The organism is Sinorhizobium sp. BG8, assembly GCF_016864555.1.
GTDB lineage: Bacteria > Pseudomonadota > Alphaproteobacteria > Rhizobiales > Rhizobiaceae > BG8.
The window spans coordinates 1212774-1229669 of the sequence record NZ_CP044011.1 but is presented as its reverse complement, the minus strand read 5'-3'; the positions used below and the strand labels follow the sequence as shown (position 1 = coordinate 1229669).

Sequence of the window (16896 nt, the reverse complement as noted above, 5' to 3'; positions counted from 1 at the left end):
CACCTGAATTGCTTATTCTTGACGAAATTAGATTCCTATAGAATAGAGACACTGCATTCGGCCAAGGTTAATTGCATGTATCGAGCGCTCACCCGCGACATCGAAGTGACTGTCGAGCCTTATTATCTGGAGGAGCAATCCGATCCGGCGGACAGCCGCTATGTGTGGGGCTACCGCATCGTGATTTCCAACCACTCCGACAACGTCATCCGCCTGATGACGCGTTACTGGAACATTACGGACCAGAACGGCCAGGTCGATGAGGTCAACGGCCCGGGAGTCATCGGAGAGCAGCCGGTGCTCAGGCCCGGAGACACTTACGAGTACTCTTCGGGATGCCCACTCGACACGCCCTCAGGCGTAATGTTCGGCCACTACGAGATGGAAACCGACGGCGGAGAGACCTTCAACGTGGCCATTCCCGCCTTCTCGCTCGATACCCCCGGCCAGATTCGCGTCCTGAACTGAGAATTGCGCAACCCGGAGGGAGAGCCAGCTTCGACCCGCTCATATCTCCGGATCGCATCAGGCCTCGGATCCCCCAAGGCACAAGCATGTAGCCACCCCAAGGATGGGCTGCCCGTATCCGGGCAGCACCCCACCCCTATTGCGGCAGCACCTCGGCAGCTTCAAACCGGTAGGTCGTCGAGCAGAACTCGCAGGTGACGGCGATTTCGCCATCGACTGCGCTGTGCTCGATCTCGTCGCGGCTGAGACCGGCAAGAACTCCCTTCAGCTTTTCGCGCGAGCAGGAGCAGCGATCGAACACCTGCTGAGGCGGGTAGACCCTCACGCCGCGCTCGTGGAAAAGACGGAAAAGCAGCCGCTCGGTGCCGACGGTCGGATCGGTCAGTTCGTCGGGATCGATCGTCTCGACCATCGTCTTGGCTTCCGCCCAGTTGTCGTCGTCGTCGATCTTGTGGCCGACTTCCTCTCCGTCGCCACCGGGCAGGTCTGCCTGTCGCATGCGCTCGGGCGCCTGGGGCAGGAACTGCGCTACCATGCCGCCGGCCCGCCAGCGATGTCGCGGCCTGCCTTGCTCGTCGCGATCGAGTAGCTCGCCGACGCCGAGCCGTACCTTGGTCGGGATCTGTTCCGACTGCCGGAAGTACACCCCCGCGATCTCCTCGAGCGTGTGGCCGTCGAGCGGAACGATACCCTGATAGCGCTGCATGTGTGCGCCCTGGTCGATGGTAAAGGCGAGCACGCCCTTGCCGAGGAGCTGGTGCGGTTCGGTCTCTCCCGCCTTCACTGCAGCGTCCAGAGCGTCGGTATCGAAGCGGGCATAGGCACGCACATTCTCCGGGCTCGAGAAATCGGCGACAAGCAGGTCGACAGGTCCGTCGCCCTTGGTCTGGACGATCAGTTTGCCCTCGAACTTCAGCGATGTGCCAAGGAGAACAGTGAGCACGATCGCTTCGGCGAGAAGCCGGGCGACCGGAGCAGGGTAATTGTGACGCGCCAGGATCGTGTCGAGCATCGGTCCGAGCTGCACCGCCCGTCCGCGGACATCGAGGCCTTCAATCTGAAAAGGGACGACGTGGTCGTCGCCGGCAAAACCGAGTTCGCCAAGTCTGGGGGCTGGCTGGGTCATCATTCCGCTCCTTGCATGCCGCGGGCCACAGTGCAAAGCCATTGGCCTGCAGCCCGCCACCCGCGAGATTTGTCTGATTCCGCGCCTTTCGTCCCGCCGATAATTTCATACCGGGACGGCAAGCACCATAGATGGCGCCCCAACGGCGCCGTTCGTGGCTGTTAGATCGTTTCTCGAACCGGCAATTTCAATGGCCGGCAGAGGGCGCTTTCAGATGACGCCGAGGCACCAGGCGAGGATCGACTTCTGCGCATGGAGCCTGTTCTCGGCTTCGTCGAAGACCACCGACTGCGGGCCGTCGATGACCTCGTTCGTTACCTCTTCACCGCGGTGGGCGGGCAGGCAATGCATGAAGAGAGCATCCTTGTTGGCCTTCGCCATCAGGGCCTCATTGACCTGGAAGGGCTGGAAGACATTGTGGCCGCGCGCGCGGTGTTCCTGGTTCATGGAGACCCAGGTGTCCGTCACGACGCAATCCGCACCGACAACCGCATTGTCGGCATCATGGCACAGCATGATCTCGCCGCCATTGTTGCGGGCCCAGTTCAGGATCCTGTCATCCGGCTCAGAGCCAAGGGGCACCGCCATGTTCATGCGGTAGCCGAAGCGAGCCGAGCCTTCCACGAAGGAGTGGAGCACGTTGTTGCCGTCCCCTGTCCAGGCGATCGTTCGCCCCTGCACCGGCCCAAGATGCTCCTCGAAGGTAAGGATATCGGCCATGATCTGGCAGGGGTGGGTGCTGTCTGTGAGGCCGTTTATGACCGGCACGGTCGCATGTTCGGCAAGTTCCAGCAGACGGGTATGATCGGTGGTCCGGATCATGATCGCATCGACGTAGCGCGAAAGCACCTTGGCGGTGTCTCCAATGGTTTCGGCGCGGCCGAGCTGCATCTCGGTTCCCGAGAGGAAAAGCGTCTCACCGCCGAGCTGGCGCATGCCGACGTCGAACGAAACACGGGTACGCGTCGACGGCTTCTCGAAGATCATGGCAAGCATCTTGCCGGCGAGCGGCTTCTCCGCCGTTCCGGCCTTCGTCGCAACCTTTCGCAGGCGCGCATCATCGATGATGACGCGCAGGTCGCCGGCCGTCATGGCTGAAAGGTCGAGAAAATGCTTTGTGCCTGCCATTTCACTGTCCTGTCATTTCATCGGCCGGAGGTTCCGGCACAAGTCATGCCGCGCTGAGGTGTTCTGCCGCCCGTTCGATCCGCGCGAGACCTTCGCGTGCCTCTTCCGCGGTCGTAACCAGCGGCGGAAGCAGGCGAAGCACGTTGTCGCCTGCCGGCACCGCAAGGAGGTGCTCCGCGCGGACTGCCTTCAAGAGATCACCCGCGGGGATCTTGGCCTTGATGCCGAGCATCAGCCCCTCGCCACGGATTTCCTCGATAACGTTCGGGAAGCGGTCCTTGAGCGAAGCAAGTCCCTGGCGGAACACCAGGGCGACGTCACGGACCTGTTCGAGGAAGCCCTCGGCGAGAACGACATCGAGAACCGCATTACCGACGGCCATCGCGAGCGGGTTTCCGCCATAGGTGGAACCGTGAGTGCCGGCAATCATACCAGAAGCAGCCTCGGACGTCGCGAGGCAAGCGCCGAGCGGGAAACCACCGCCGATACCCTTTGCGACCGCCATGATATCAGGCGTGATGCCTGCCCACTCGTGAGCGAAGAGCTTACCCGTGCGACCGACGCCACACTGGACTTCGTCGAGGATCAGCAGCAGGCCGTATTCGTCGCACAGAGCGCGCAGCTCCTGCAGGAACTCCTTGGGCACCGTGCGAATGCCGCCCTCGCCCTGGACGGGCTCAATAAGGATTGCAGCCGTCTCTTCCGTGATAGCGCTCTTGAGCGCAGAAAGATCGCCGAAGGGAACCTGATAGAAGCCGGGCGCCTTGGGCCCGAAGCCCTCAAGATACTTTTCCTGTCCGCCGGCTGCGATGGTGGCAAGCGTACGGCCGTGGAACGCCCCTTCAAAGGTGATGATGTGGAACTTCCCGGGATGCCCCTTGGAAAAATGGTAGCGCCGCGCGGTCTTGATCGCGCATTCCAGCGCCTCTGCGCCCGAATTGGTGAAGAACACCTTGTCGGCGAAGGTCGCTTCCGTCAGGCGCGTACCGAGGGTTTCCTGACCGGGAACCTCATAAAGGTTGGAAAGATGCCAGACCTTGTCGGCCTGCGACTTGAGGGCATCCACCAGATGAGGATGTGCGTGACCCAGTGAATTGACCGCGACGCCTGCAGCAAAATCGAGATAGCGCGTGCCATCTTCCGCGATCAGCCACACCCCCTCGCCGCGCACGAACCTCAAGGGTGCACGCGAATAGGTGTCATAAAGCGGCGTGGCCTCTGCCATGGCGCGTGTCTCCTGCACAATCGGCGAAAATCATATATATGGTGCTTGACGTTCCCCGGCCCGGAAACTCAAGGCCCGGAAAAATCAAAACGCCGCCTCGCGGCGGCGGGGCGCACTATCGACATTTCAAACCTTCATGTCAACAAAACGCACGCCCTAAATCTCGCTGAACATGCCGCAACGTGAGGATTCACGGAGCTCCTAACAGGTGTCGCAAGTGAGTCACACTCGACCAGCAAGTTGGGGAAAACCCAGAAATCGATTCGGCTGGATTCCCGCGACTCTTGTCACAGAGTCCCCCTACCTTTAGTTTGTTAATCAATTGCTAGACTGCATGCGGCGGAACTAGTCACCAACAGTGTTAACGCGCCCATGTTCCGGATTCGTCCGGAGCAGCGGGGAGGGATTCTTCACTCACCGGCGCCGAAACGGAGACGAGACCATGAATTGGACAGACGAGAGGGTCGAGAGACTCAAGAAGCTATGGTCGGAGGGGCTGAGCGCGAGCCAGATCGCCGCACAGCTCGGCGGGGTCAGCCGCAATGCCGTCATCGGCAAGGTCCATCGGCTCAATCTCCCGGGCCGGGCGAAATCGGGCGGCACGCCGACCGCGGCACGGCCGAAGCGTCCGACATCCGCCCCGCGGGCACCGAACTATGCGGCACGCGTGACGACGCGCACGGTTGCCCGCCCGGCAGGCGCCACCGTCATCAAGGAAGAGATCGAGGTCGACTTCGACATCGAGCAGGAAATCGTTCCGGCCGGCAACGTCGTGGTGCCGATGTCCCGGCGCCTCGAACTGACGGAACTCACCGAGCGCACCTGCAAGTGGCCGATCGGCGATCCGCTGAAGGAGGAGTTCCACTTCTGCGGCAACGACTCCCCGGACAACTCGCCCTATTGCAACTACCATCAGCGGCTGGCCTACCAGCCTTCGGCAGATCGCCGCAGAGCGCGCTGAGTTCCTTCCGCATCAAACGAAAAACGGGCCCGATCGGGCCCGTTTTTCATTTCAGATGACGAAATCCTCGTTCTCAATCGGAACCGGGCAGTGCTCCTGCCGCATTCAGGCCTCGAGCGAATATCCCGCGCCGCGGACAGTCCGGATTACGTCCTGCATGTTGGAGAAGTTCAGTGCCTTGCGCAGGCGGCCGACGTGGACGTCGACGGTGCGCTCATCGACATAGATGTCGTGGCCCCAGACGCCGTCGAGGAGCTGGGAACGGGAGAACACGCGCCCTGGCGCCACCATCAGGAACTCCAGAAGACGGAATTCGGTCGGGCCGAGCCGCACCTCCCGTGCCTTTCGATGCACGCGATGGGTTTCCCTGTCGAGCTCGATATCCCCGCAGCGCAGGAGCGTCGAGACGACCTCCGGGCGCGCGCGCCGCAGCATCGCCTTGACCCGGGCCATCAGTTCCGGCGTCGAGAAGGGCTTGACCACGTAGTCGTCGGCGCCGGTGGCGAGGCCACGCACGCGTTCGCTTTCCTCGCCGCGTGCCGTCAGCATGATGATCGGCAGCCGTTCGGTTTCCGACCGCTGGCGCAGGCGCCGGCACAGCTCGATGCCTGAAACCCCGGGCAGCATCCAATCGAGGATGAGGAGGTCGGGCTGACGTTCCTGAAGGCGGATTTCCGCCTCGTCCCCGCGAAGGATCGTATCAACCTCGAAGCCCTCGGCCTCGAGATTGTAGCGCAGCAGGACGCTCAGCGCCTCCTCGTCTTCAACAACTGCAATTCTGGGTATCATTCAGCAATCCTTCCTGCCTTTCCGGGCTTGGCCCGGGAGACCAGAATGGTCATTCGTTGATCGCCCCAACCGAGGCGGTATGGTCATCCTTCGGACGTTCGCCTTCCGGCTGGGATCCGGTCGTCATGTAGTAGATCGTCTCGGCGATGTTGGTCGCGTGGTCGCCGATGCGCTCGATGTTCTTCGCGCAGAACAGGAGGTGCGTGCACGGCGTGATGTTGCGCGGATCTTCCATCATGTAGGTCAGGAGCTCGCGGAAGAGCGACGTGTAGATCGCGTCGATTTCCTCGTCACGTTCCCGGATGCTTCTCGCCTTTTCCGGCGAGCGGGAGGCGTAGACGTCGAGGACCTCCTTGAGCTGCACCAGGGCAAGTTCCGCCAGATGCTCGAGACCACGCGCGAGCTTGCGCGGGATGCCGGAGCCGGCGACGGCGATAACGCGCTTGGCGTTGTTCTTGCCTAGATCGCCCACGCGCTCGAGATCGGCGGCGATCCGGATGGATCCCATGATCTCGCGGAGGTCGGCGGCAACCGGCTGCCGACGGGCGATCGTGACGATTGCCTTCTCGCCGATCTGGCGCTCGGCATCATCGAGGACGATATCGTCCGAGATGACCTTCTGTGCCAGGGCCAGATCCGAATTGACCAGGGCGCGGACCGAGTCCGCGACCATCTGTTCGGCAAGACCGCCCATTTCCGAAATTCGGCGCGCCAGGTATTTCAGCTCTTCGTCGAAGGCTGTCACGATATGGGTATGAGACATGTTCGGTTCCTCGAGGGCAAATGTTCTGCTCGGATGATCCGCCGGTTAGCCGAAACGGCCCATGATGTAGTCCTGGGTGCGCTGGTCATCGGGATTGGTGAACATCTTGTCGGTGTCGTTCTCCTCGACGAGATTGCCGAGGTGGAACATTGCAGTGCGCTGGGAGACGCGGGCGGCCTGCTGCATCGAATGGGTAACGATGACGATGGTGAAGTTCGCCCGAAGCTCGTGGATCAGTTCCTCGACCTTTGCCGTGGCGATCGGGTCGAGCGCCGAGCACGGTTCGTCCATCAGGATCACTTCCGGGCTGACGGCGACGGCGCGCGCGATGCAGAGGCGCTGCTGCTGGCCACCGGAAAGACCGGTGCCAGGCTCATGGAGACGGTCCTTGACCTCGTTCCAGAGACCCGCCTTCTGCAGGCTGGTCTCGACGATGTGATCCATGTCCGCCTTGTTGCGGGCGAGACCATGGATGCGGGGACCGTAGGAGACGTTCTCGTAGATCGACTTCGGGAACGGGTTCGGCTTCTGGAACACCATGCCGACACGGGCACGCAGTTCCACCACGTCGATCGCGGGATCGTAGATATCGTCGGTGTCGAGAGTGATCCTGCCGGTGACGCGGCAGTTGTCGATCGTGTCGTTCATGCGGTTCAGGGTCCGCAGGAAGGTCGACTTGCCGCAGCCCGACGGACCGATCAACGCCGTGACCGTATTCTCGCGGATGTTCAGGTTGACGTCGAACAGCGCGCGCTTGTCGCCGTAGTAGACCGATACGTCCTTGCCGACCATCTTGTAGGGCACAGCATTCATCTTCGCTTCCAATACCTGTTCCACTGCAGCTTCCGTCATCATATTCATGTTGGCCATCCTACTACCAGCGGCGTTCAAAGCGGCGGCGCAGGAGAATTGCGCCGAGGTTCATTACGACGAGGAACAGCAGGAGCACGATGATGGCACCCGAAGTCCGCTCTACGAAGGCACGTTCGGCCTCGTTGGCCCACATGTAGATCTGCACCGGCAGGGCCGTCGAAGGATCGAGCGGCGTCGTCGGAACGTTGGCAACGAAAGCCACCATGCCGATGAGGAGGAGCGGTGCAGTTTCACCCAGGGCGTGGGCGAGACCGATGATCGTTCCCGTCAGAACGCCAGGCATGGCGAGCGGCAGGACGTGATGGAACACCGTCTGCATCTTCGATGCGCCGAGCCCCAGAGCCGCGGCGCGGATCGAAGGCGGAACCGCGCGAAGGGCCGCACGGGTGGCGATGATGATGGTGGGGAGCGTCATCAGCGTGAGGACCAGCCCCCCGACGAGCGGTGCGGAACGCGGCAGGCCGGCGAAATTGATAAACACCGCGAGGCCCAGGAGACCGTAGACGATCGAGGGAACGGCCGCGAGATTGTTGATGTTCACCTCGATGAGATCAGTAAGCCGGTTCTTGGGAGCGAACTCTTCGAGGTAGATGGAAGCGGCGACACCGATCGGCAGGGACAGCACCAGCACGATGCCCATGAGATACAGCGACCCTACGAGCGCCACACCGAGACCGGCCGCCTCAGGACGGCTGGAGTTACCGGAGGTGAAGAGGCCCGTATTGAAGCCCTTGGACAGAACACCGTCGGCTGCAAGCTGGTTTATCCAGGTGACCTGCTGGTCGGAAACCTTGCGATTGGACTCGGCAACGCCAAGATCAATCTGACCCTTGAAGGCGGAGTCGATGTTCGCACTGGCCAGAACGGTGACGTCCACCGTCTTGCCGATGATCGAAGGATCGGCCACCACCATGTCGCGAAGCCGGACGCGAGCGGAGTCGGACACCATGCCGCTCACCTGTTTCGCGAGCGCCCTGTTCTTCGGATCGACACCCAGTTTCTCGATCAGGGCGTCACGGACGAGAACGGGATAGTTCGCGGTCACGAGGACCTTCGGATCCGTCGTGCGCTTGCCGCTCGGATCGATCACCTTCTCGGAGAACTCGACGGGCAAGGTCAGTTCGGTCTGCAGGAACGCGGTGTAGCCCTTGCTCACCACCGTCCAGAGCAACACGAAGAGGAACACGATTCCGAAGCAGGTGGCAGCGAGACCATAGAAACGGAACCGGCGTTCGGCGGCATAGCGGCGCTTGATCCCGATATCCCGACGCTCCGGTGCCGTCGAGAGGATGCCATCCGTTGCGGGAGAAACAAGGTTCGTCATTCGTATTGCTCCCGATATTTGCGGACGATGTAGAGCGCGTAGATGTTGAGCGCCAGCGTGATGCAAAACAGCGTGATGCCGAGCGCAAATGCCACCAGCGTCTGGGGAGAGGTGAACTCCAGGTCGCCTGTCAACTGGTTGACGATCTTCACGGTGACGGTCGTCATCGGCTCGAAGGGATTGATCTGGATACGTGCGGCGACACCCGCGGCCAGAACGACGATCATCGTCTCGCCGATGGCGCGCGATGCCGTCATGAGGACGGCGCCGACGATGCCGGGAAGTGCCGCCGGCAGGATCACGCGCTTGATGGTTTCGGACCGCGTTGCGCCAAGGCCGAGGGAACCGTCGCGAAGCGAACGCGGGACAGCGGTGATGATGTCGTCCGACAGCGAAGAGACGTAGGGGATCAGCATGATGCCCATCACGATGCCCGCCGTCAGGACGCTCTGCGCCTGGATGAAGTTGACGTAGTTGCCGGTGACGAGGCCATTGAGGCTTGCGGAGATGTCACGCAGGAAGGGGCCAACGGTGACGAGCGCGAAGAAGCCGTAGACGATCGTCGGAATGCCCGCGAGAACTTCGAGAAGCGGCTTTGCCAGTGAGCGGACGCGCGGCGCGGCATACTCTGCCATGTAGATTGCGGCAAAGAGACCGATCGGCACCGCCACCAGCATGGCGACGAAACCGATGTAGAGCGTGCCGGCAAGCAGCGGGATCAGGCCGAATTCACCCGACGAGGTGGAGCCTGCTCCGCCGAACCGGGGATCCCACACCGTTCCGAAGAAGAATTCCCAGGCGGGCACCATGGAGAAGAAGCGGGTTGCCTCCGACAACATCGATACCGCAATCCCGATGGTCGTGAGGATGGCGATGGAGGAGGCCGCGATCAAGGTTCCGAGCATCACGCGCTCGACCTTGTTGCGGGCGCGGAAGCGTGGCTCTATCGCCCGGACAGCAAAGAACGCACCGACCAGCGAGAGCGCGATCGCGATGACGGCGAGCACCGACTGGCTCGTCTGTCGCAGCGCATTCAACTGCTGAGCCGATGCGATCATGTAGGGAGATACCTCGGCGCCGAGCGGAACACCCTTCTCTGCGAGCTTGGCCTGCAGCTCGGCCGGGTTGGCCGTGACAGTGGATGTCTCTTCCGCGGTCAGCAGCGGGAGGCCGCGCGCAATTGCCGAGACGACGCCGAAACTCAACGTCTGGGTGGCTGCGGGCTGGGCCTGCACATCCTGCGGAAAGGAAGAGCGAACCGTGGAATTGATGATCGAAGGGCTGATGGCCAGCCACAGGCAGAGCACGACAATAGACGGCAGGAAAGCCCAGATCGCCGCATAGGAGCCGTAGTGATAGGGTCGGGAGTGAAGCGTGGCGGACTTTCCACCCGCAAGGGCATTTGCCCGCAACCGCCCGAGATAATATGCAACTGCTGAAATAACCAAAATGGTGGCAACGATTAACGTCGTGCTCATGTGCTTTCCTCGGGCGCGCGGTTCCGGAAACGGGCCGAAGCCGACGGGTTTCCTGACGACCCTTGTTACACTTTTCGATTTGGCACCCGACAATGCTCGGGACCCATGGCGCGGCACCGCCCGATCCCGGGCGAAGTCACGCCCGGCCGGCGCAGACGAGCTGCGCCGGCCGGCATGAAATTACATCGTCTTGCCGGCTTCTACCGAGTTGCGGATCTCTTCGCGCTCGGCATCGGGAGCAGGAACCAGACCGTATTCAGCGAGCGGGCCGTCAGGGCCGATCATCTGGTCGGAAACGAAGAACTCGACATACTCCTTGAGGCCCGGGATAACGCCGAGGTGCGCCTTCTTGACGTAGAAGTACAGCGGGCGCGAAACCGGGTATTCGCCGGAGGCAATGGTCTCAACCGAAGGAACGATGCCGTTGACGGTTGCGACCTTCAGCTTGTCAGCGTTGTTTTCGTAGAAGGAAAGGCCGAACACGCCGATACCGGTCTTGTTGGCGGCGATGCGTGCGAGGGTTTCCGAATAGTCGCCGTCGATGTCGACAGCCAGGCCGTCCTTACGGACAGCAACGCACTTCTTGGCGGCTTCCTTCTCGTCGGAGATCGCGGCCTTGATCACGTCGAGAGCACCGACGTCCTTGCAGCCTGCGGCCAGTACCTTCTCTTCGAAGACTTCGCGCGTACCGTGCTTTTCGCCGGGGATATAGGCTGCGATGTCGAAGTCCGGCAGGGCCGGGTTCACTTCGGACCACTTCTTGTAGGGGTTGGCAACGAGCTTGCCGTCGACGACGACTTCTGCTGCGAGACCCTTGTAGAGATCGGCCGGAACGAGAACGAGATCGGGATTGCCGGCGTCCGTGGCGAACACGATGCCGTCATAGCCAATCTTGACTTCCTGGACGTCCGTCACGCCGGCTGCCTTGCAGGCTTCCAGCTCGCTGTCCTTGATGTGGCGCGAAGAGTTGGCGATATCGATCGTGTCCTCGCCTACACCCTTGCAGAATTCCTTGAGGCCGGCGCCAGAGCCGCCGGACTCGACAACCGGGGTCTTGAAGTCGCCATAGGTTTCGCCGAAGGTTTCAGCGACGATCTTGGTATAGGGCAGCACGGTCGAGGAACCAGCGATCTGGACCTGGTCGCGCGCAACGGCAGCGCCGGCAAATGCAGCCGATGCAACCAGCGCTGCGATAGTAAACTTAAGAGCTCTCATTTCAGTTCTCCCGTTATGGGCTTGTGTGACGCGCTGGAGACAGCGCCCGGTTGCCGAGTTCCGGCCGCCCTTCCTAGCGCCGGTTCGCCCATGCTTTTATGACGGTTCCACGAAACATTTATGACAGTCTAGATGACTGAAATATCTACGTTTTCTCGGAGATAGCCCAGAACCGTCCGAGTTTTATGTCAAAAACGGACTGTAAACACGGTTCCCTTGCCCAGCTCGGAGCGAACCGTCAGCCGGGCGCGGTGGCGGGTAAGGATGTGCTTGACGATCGCAAGCCCCAATCCGGTCCCCTTCTTGGATCGGCTGGCCTCGACGTTCACCCGGTAGAAACGTTCCGTGATGCGCGGGACATGTTCCGGCGCAATGCCCGGCCCGTGATCGATGACGCTGACCTCGACCGGCTCTCCGCCTCCGCCCGTGACCCGAACCTCCACCCGCTTGCCCTCCTGCCCGTACTTGCAGGCATTTTCGACAAGATTTTCAAATACCTCGGTCAGCTCGTCCCTGTCCCCGGAGACGACCACGGGACTGTCCGGAATTTCGAGAACGACTTCGACCCCGAGCTCTTCGGCAAGCGGCTGAAGACTGTCGCGGACGTGCCCGAGCAAAGGCTTCAGATCAACTTTCTCATCGGGCGGAATGTTCGCCTTGATCTCCAGTCGCGAGAGCGAAAGGAGGTCGTCGACAAGGCGGCTCATGCGGGTCGCCTGTTCGTGCATGATCGCCAGGAATTTCTCGTGGGCCCTGGAGTCATCCTTCGCGGGACCTTGCAGCGTCTCCACGAAGCCGCGCAGGGACGCAAGCGGCGTGCGCAACTCATGGCTCGCATTGGCGACGAAATCCGAACGCATCCTGTCGATCCGGCGGGCATGCGAGACATCGCGGAACACGATGAGAAAGAGCCTTGGCTTCTCGTCGGGTGCGGTCGGCGCGCGCACCGGCGTCACCCGGACAATGTAGACGGATTCAGAGGGCAGGCGCTCCGCATGCTCGATTTCCCGGGGCTGGACGCTCGAGATCGCCTCACGGACCATGTCGAGGATACCGGGAGAACGAATGCGCCCGGCGAGATCGGAATCGCGGGGAATGATGCCGAAGAGCGCCTCGGCGGCACGATTCTGCAGCTTGACGGTCTCATCGCTCGTCACCAGCAGAGCTGGCATGTCGAGCGCGTCGAGCACAGTGGCGATCTCAGCAAGAGGGTCAGCAACGACGGGGAGTTCGGCGGGCGCGGACGCGGCAGCCGCAACGCGCGGACGCGAAGAGCGCTCTTCCATGCGCTCCACCCTTGCAAGGCCGGCAAGAACGAGCAGGGCAACGGCGAAGAAGGTCCATCCAAGATGAAAGCCGCCTGCCCACATCATGAAGCCGACGAAAACGGCGGCCGAGATCAGAACGCGCTCCGCCCATAGCTGAGCCAAGATCCAGTCCCACGGCCGTCCCCTACCCTCCACTGCGATGCCTTCCCTTGCCACTCGTCGCTCCCTCGCGATTCGCTCCAATCGCTCAGGTCTATCTTGCATTTATGACATGTGTTTCATGGCACACTTGAATTCGCAACGGAGATATGGCCTGCTCACCCGTCAGTTGCGGTGCCCGGCCGCCGTACAAGGAGGCTAGCATGGCGGACAAACCCGGAACCAGGGCCGTCGAACTCGATTTCGACGGTCGGAAGCGGACCTACGACGTCGACGATCCGAACCTGCCGAAGTGGGTGGACGAAAAGGCGCTGAGTTCCGGCGGATATCCCTACGACAAGAAGATGCCGCGCGAAGAGTACGAGCAACAGCTGCGGCTGCTGCAGATCGAACTCGTGAAGGTGCAATTCTGGCTCCAGGCCACCCGCAAGCGCGTGATGGTGGTGTTCGAAGGGCGAGACGCCGCCGGCAAGGGCGGAACCATCCACGAAACGATCGCCTACATAAACCCGCGCTATGCGCGCGTCGTCGCCCTTACCAAGCCGACCGAGACGGAACAGGGGCAATGGTACTACCAGCGCTACGTCTACACTTTTCCCACCGCCGGCGAGTTCGTGGTCTATGACCGTTCCTGGTACAACCGCGCCGGCGTGGAACCGGTCATGGGATTCTGCACGGACGCGCAGTACGAAAAGTTCCTGAAGGAGACGCCGCGCTTCGAGAAGATGATCGTTTCGGAAGGCATCCACCTGTTCAAGTTCTGGCTGAACATCGGTCGCGAGATGCAGCTGAAACGCTTCCACGACCGGCGCCATGATCCCCTGAAGGTCTGGAAGCTGTCTTCCATGGACATCGCCGCCCTGCACAAATGGGACGACTACACGCAGAAACGCGACCGGATGCTGCAGGAGACACACACCCACAACGCGCCTTGGACGGTGGTGCGTGCCAACGACAAGCGTCGCGCGCGGATCAACGTCCTGCGACACATCCTCACCACCCTCGACTACGACGGCAAGGACAAGAAGGCGATCGGCGATGTGGACGACGCGATCCTCGGCTTCGGACCGCACTTCCTGAAATAGGCCGGTATTCCGGCCCCGCGCAGATCCCTGCCCTAGCTACGTGTTACTCGCCGGGAAGGATGCGCACGGCATAGAGATTGAGACTTGTACCCGTGCCGGTCAGATCGCTGTTGAGGTAGAGATGGCCCGCCCCGCTCGGCGATGCGGATCCTTTGAACGTCACCTGAAACAGGACGTCCGTCCGCTCGGACACGGTGTAGCGGTGGCGCCCGCATTCGCCGAGACCCGGGAACTCGCACTCGATGGAGATCTGGGCAGGCTTGCCATTGCCGGCCTCCACCGCGAGCGCGATCGTCGAGGACTTTCCGGCCATCTCGGCGAGGACATCGGGGGCGACCTCGATACGGACAGCGCCTTCGCGCTCCGGGTCGGAGGAGGTTACCCGCGTCGCCGGTCCCTCGTTGGTGGTGATCACCTCGAAGCGGCCTTGGGGTTCCGCTGAAAGCAGTTCGTTTTGGCCAGGCATGAACACGGTCCGCCAGGCATCCGAGAACCGGCTCTGGGTATCGAGTGCGCGCTTCAGGGGATCCTCGCCAGTGAAATCCTCACCGGAGACGGTCGCCGGCGGATTGGCCACGCTGCTGTCGCGCTCCTGCGGCGACAGAAGCAGCCCACTGCTCTCAATCCACCACGCGGCAGCGCCGATTGCGGCGACCAGCGTCGAAACGACGAGCAGGAACGAGAAGACGCGGCTGCGCCGGCGCCGACCCTTGGCAGCGCGCTCAGGCCTGAAATCCGCATTCCCGCTCGGCTGACCCTCTGCGGCCGATGGTTTTGCGCCGGAGACCGGTCCTTCCGCTCGAAGCAGGCCCTCATCACGGCTTGGCCTGATGCCACCAATGTCCTGGACACTATCGGCATCTCTGCCGGCCGGGCGCTGCGCGGCGGCACCGAGGCGGCCATCGCCGCCGGCGACGGCCGAAAGGTCGCCGTCTGAAGTTCCGTTGCGGGCGGCAGGCGTGTCGCCACGGGTGGCGGGTGAGACCCGGGTGCGCAGGGCTTCCCGCTCCTCGGTCTCGATCTGGTGGATGGTGCTTTCCAGCCGGTGCCTCTGGGCGGCGACCGTTTCCGGATCGCTGATCTCCTGCTTTCTCAGCCCGGCCTCCAGGGCATTGCGCGCCGACTGATAGATGCGGGCCCGGATTTCCGGATTGCTCCGCTCCGAGCGTGCCAGCGCACTCCTGATTGCATTTTCCAGTCCGCTCACAACCGATCCTTCTAGTGTCGCAGGGCCGAACGGCCCGCCCGGCGCGCAACGCGCGGGAAAGACGTTATGTTTCCGGCGCTTGTTAGCAATTGCGTAACCCCTGGGAACGCAAACCGCAAGACCGGCACGGCCAATTGGACGGGGACCAACCCCTCAATATCCACGGGTTCACGGCATTTCCATCCACCCCGTTGGAGCAGAAGTGCGGGATGGGACATCGTGCTTGGCCCGCGCACCGGACGCGAGAAGTACCGGGCTCAGGGCCCTTGCCACCATCGCCGACGATCGTACTTTACCTCGCACACCCAAAGCTGCTAACTGTCTTACGTTTCCGTAAACGTCAACAATCGAGAGCCTGCGATGCCCCTTCCCGCGATCCTCAAAGAGAAACTGCGCCTGCCCGTCGTCGCTGCACCGCTCTTCATCGTCTCTCACCCCACCCTTACTTTGGCACAATGCAAAGCCGGCGTCATCGGCGCCTTCCCGGCCCTCAATGCCCGTCCTGAATCGCAGCTGGACGAGTGGCTGGCCGAAATAACCGAGACGCTTGCGGTCCATGACCGACGCAATCCGGACCGGCCGGCGGCCCCGTTCGCCGTCAACCAGATCGTGCACAAATCGAACCGGAGGCTCGAACACGACCTCCAGATGTGCGTGAAGTACAAGGTTCCGGTCGTCATCTCCTCGCTCGGCGCCGTGCCTGAGGTCAACGACGCGATCCATTCCTATGGCGGCATCGTGCTTCACGACATCATCAACAACCGTCACGCCAACTCCGCGATCCGCAAGGGAGCCGACGGGCTTATCGCGGTGGCTGCCGGCGCCGGCGGGCATGCGGGAACGCTCTCACCCTTCGCGCTGGTCCAGGAAATCCGCGAGTGGTTCGACGGGCCTCTGCTGCTTTCAGGCGCGATCGCCACCGGCGGCGCCGTCCTCGCCGCCCAGGCCATGGGCGCCGACATCGCCTATATCGGCTCTCCCTTCATCGCCACGACGGAGGCGCGCGCCCCGGACGCCTACAAGGAGATGATCGTCGGGGGCAGTGCCTCCGACATCGTCTATTCCAATTATTTTACCGGAATTCACGGCAACTACCTGAAGGGTTCGATTGAGGCTGCGGGTCTCGACCCCGACCGATTGCCTGAGGCTGATCCCTCGAAAATGGATTTCGACAGGGCAACGTCCGGCGCGAAGGCCTGGAAGGACATCTGGGGCTCGGGCCAGGGGATCGGGGCCGTCAAGTCCGTCGGATCGGCAGAAAGCGTGGTGAGCCGGCTCGAAAGCGAATATCGGGCTGCGCGAGAAAGGCTGGGCCTTGCGGGATAGACACCGCTTGCGCGGGGCAATTTCCAGCCGATCAACAGAAATTTGCCGATCCTGGAACTGACGGCTTGAAATTCCCCCGCTTTGCGGCTATCAGCCCCTCACATCAGGTCCTGCATTGCTTCGGGACCATCCGGGCCGCTTTAGCTCAGTCGGTAGAGCACATCATTCGTAATGATGGGGTCACGTGTTCGAGTCACGTAAGCGGCACCAAAAATTTCAAAGACTTAGCTAAGGCTGCTTTCCCAGGCATTCATACACCGTTCCCACAGGGCTGTTCCGGACGTGTTCTTGCCGTTTCTGCTCGCCACGCGAAGGTGCGCAACTTCCCTCGTCTTCTCCAGCGTTTTGCGGTTATAGCGCCGTGTCGTCGCCGCGTTGGTGTGGTTGGCATGGTCGCGCAGATGTTCGAGATCCGCTCCTGCGTCAGAGCCTTCCGTCACCCCGCCTGCACGGCCGTCGCGGTTCCATACGGTCTTCGGCACACCTGCCTCGTCGGCGCAT

At 62.0% G+C, this 16896-nt stretch carries 16 protein-coding genes and 1 tRNA gene; 5 read left to right on the top strand and 12 right to left on the bottom strand.

Annotation, left to right across the window (positions count from 1 at the left end):
* The first annotated feature begins 75 nt into the window (after positions 1-75).
* On the top strand, positions 76-468 hold the full coding sequence (gene apaG, locus F3Y30_RS05685) for a Co2+/Mg2+ efflux protein ApaG (protein ID WP_203425537.1): 393 nt from the start codon (positions 76-78) through the stop codon (positions 466-468).
* A gap of 136 nt (positions 469-604) precedes the next feature.
* Here the strand turns inward: apaG and F3Y30_RS05680 are convergent, their stop codons facing one another.
* The 3 genes from F3Y30_RS05680 to F3Y30_RS05670 all read right to left on the bottom strand — a co-directional run bounded on the left by F3Y30_RS05680 (position 605) and on the right by F3Y30_RS05670 (position 3947).
* Positions 605-1594, bottom strand: a complete 990-nt coding sequence (locus tag F3Y30_RS05680; RefSeq protein ID WP_203425536.1) for an Hsp33 family molecular chaperone — start codon at positions 1592-1594, stop codon at positions 605-607.
* Between the two features lie 210 nt (positions 1595-1804).
* Positions 1805-2722: an ornithine carbamoyltransferase gene (gene argF, locus F3Y30_RS05675; protein WP_203425535.1), complete on the bottom strand. Its 918-nt coding sequence runs from the start codon at positions 2720-2722 to the stop codon at positions 1805-1807.
* Between the two features lie 43 nt (positions 2723-2765).
* Positions 2766-3947, bottom strand: coding sequence for an aspartate aminotransferase family protein (locus tag F3Y30_RS05670; protein WP_203425534.1), 1182 nt, complete (start codon positions 3945-3947; stop codon positions 2766-2768).
* A 442-nt stretch (positions 3948-4389) separates the two neighbouring features.
* Between F3Y30_RS05670 and F3Y30_RS05665 the strand changes: the two genes are divergently transcribed.
* Entirely contained in the window at positions 4390-4908 is a 519-nt protein-coding gene (locus F3Y30_RS05665; RefSeq protein ID WP_203425533.1) for a GcrA family cell cycle regulator, read from the top strand.
* 105 nt (positions 4909-5013) lie between these two features.
* Here the strand turns inward: F3Y30_RS05665 and phoB are convergent, their stop codons facing one another.
* The 7 genes from phoB to phoR form a co-directional block, all read right to left on the bottom strand.
* Complete coding sequence (gene phoB / locus F3Y30_RS05660; RefSeq protein WP_203425532.1) at positions 5014-5697, bottom strand: phosphate regulon transcriptional regulator PhoB; 684 nt, start codon at positions 5695-5697, stop codon at positions 5014-5016.
* Between the two features lie 49 nt (positions 5698-5746).
* Positions 5747-6460, bottom strand: coding sequence for a phosphate signaling complex protein PhoU (gene phoU, locus F3Y30_RS05655; protein ID WP_203425531.1), 714 nt, complete (start codon positions 6458-6460; stop codon positions 5747-5749).
* 45 nt (positions 6461-6505) lie between these two features.
* Positions 6506-7321 (bottom strand): phosphate ABC transporter ATP-binding protein PstB, encoded by an 816-nt coding sequence (pstB, locus tag F3Y30_RS05650; protein WP_203425530.1) that lies wholly within the window; start codon positions 7319-7321, stop codon positions 6506-6508.
* 13 nt (positions 7322-7334) lie between these two features.
* Positions 7335-8657 (bottom strand): phosphate ABC transporter permease PstA, encoded by a 1323-nt coding sequence (gene pstA / locus F3Y30_RS05645; RefSeq protein ID WP_203425529.1) that lies wholly within the window; start codon positions 8655-8657, stop codon positions 7335-7337.
* A complete protein-coding gene (gene pstC, locus F3Y30_RS05640; protein WP_203425528.1) occupies positions 8654-10135 on the bottom strand; it encodes a phosphate ABC transporter permease subunit PstC in 1482 nt (493 codons plus the stop codon). The genes pstA and pstC overlap by 4 nt, the downstream gene beginning before the upstream one ends.
* A 180-nt stretch (positions 10136-10315) precedes the next feature.
* Positions 10316-11350, bottom strand: coding sequence for a substrate-binding domain-containing protein (locus tag F3Y30_RS05635; RefSeq protein WP_203425527.1), 1035 nt, complete (start codon positions 11348-11350; stop codon positions 10316-10318).
* Between the two features lie 188 nt (positions 11351-11538).
* The gene (gene phoR / locus F3Y30_RS05630; protein ID WP_203425526.1) at positions 11539-12834 is read right to left on the bottom strand and encodes a phosphate regulon sensor histidine kinase PhoR; all 1296 of its coding nucleotides are present in this window, start codon (positions 12832-12834) and stop codon (positions 11539-11541) included.
* A gap of 146 nt (positions 12835-12980) precedes the next feature.
* Here phoR and ppk2 point away from each other — a divergent pair, with 146 nt between their 5' ends.
* On the top strand, positions 12981-13862 hold the full coding sequence (ppk2, locus tag F3Y30_RS05625) for a polyphosphate kinase 2 (protein ID WP_203425525.1): 882 nt from the start codon (positions 12981-12983) through the stop codon (positions 13860-13862).
* Positions 13863-13905: 43 nt separating this feature from the next.
* Here the strand turns inward: ppk2 and F3Y30_RS05620 are convergent, their stop codons facing one another.
* Positions 13906-15069: a biotin transporter BioY gene (locus F3Y30_RS05620; protein ID WP_203425524.1), complete on the bottom strand. Its 1164-nt coding sequence runs from the start codon at positions 15067-15069 to the stop codon at positions 13906-13908.
* Positions 15070-15429: 360 nt separating this feature from the next.
* On the opposite strand from F3Y30_RS05620, the gene F3Y30_RS05615 reads away from it, so the two are divergent.
* Both F3Y30_RS05615 and F3Y30_RS05610 read left to right on the top strand, forming a co-directional pair.
* A complete protein-coding gene (locus tag F3Y30_RS05615) occupies positions 15430-16395 on the top strand; it encodes a nitronate monooxygenase family protein (RefSeq protein ID WP_203425523.1) in 966 nt (321 codons plus the stop codon).
* A gap of 134 nt (positions 16396-16529) precedes the next feature.
* Positions 16530-16605 (top strand) — tRNA-Thr (locus F3Y30_RS05610).
* A 14-nt stretch (positions 16606-16619) separates the two neighbouring features.
* Here the strand turns inward: F3Y30_RS05610 and F3Y30_RS05605 are convergent.
* Positions 16620-16877, bottom strand: a complete 258-nt coding sequence (locus tag F3Y30_RS05605; RefSeq protein WP_203425522.1) for a hypothetical protein — start codon at positions 16875-16877, stop codon at positions 16620-16622.
* Positions 16878-16896 lie beyond the last annotated feature (19 nt).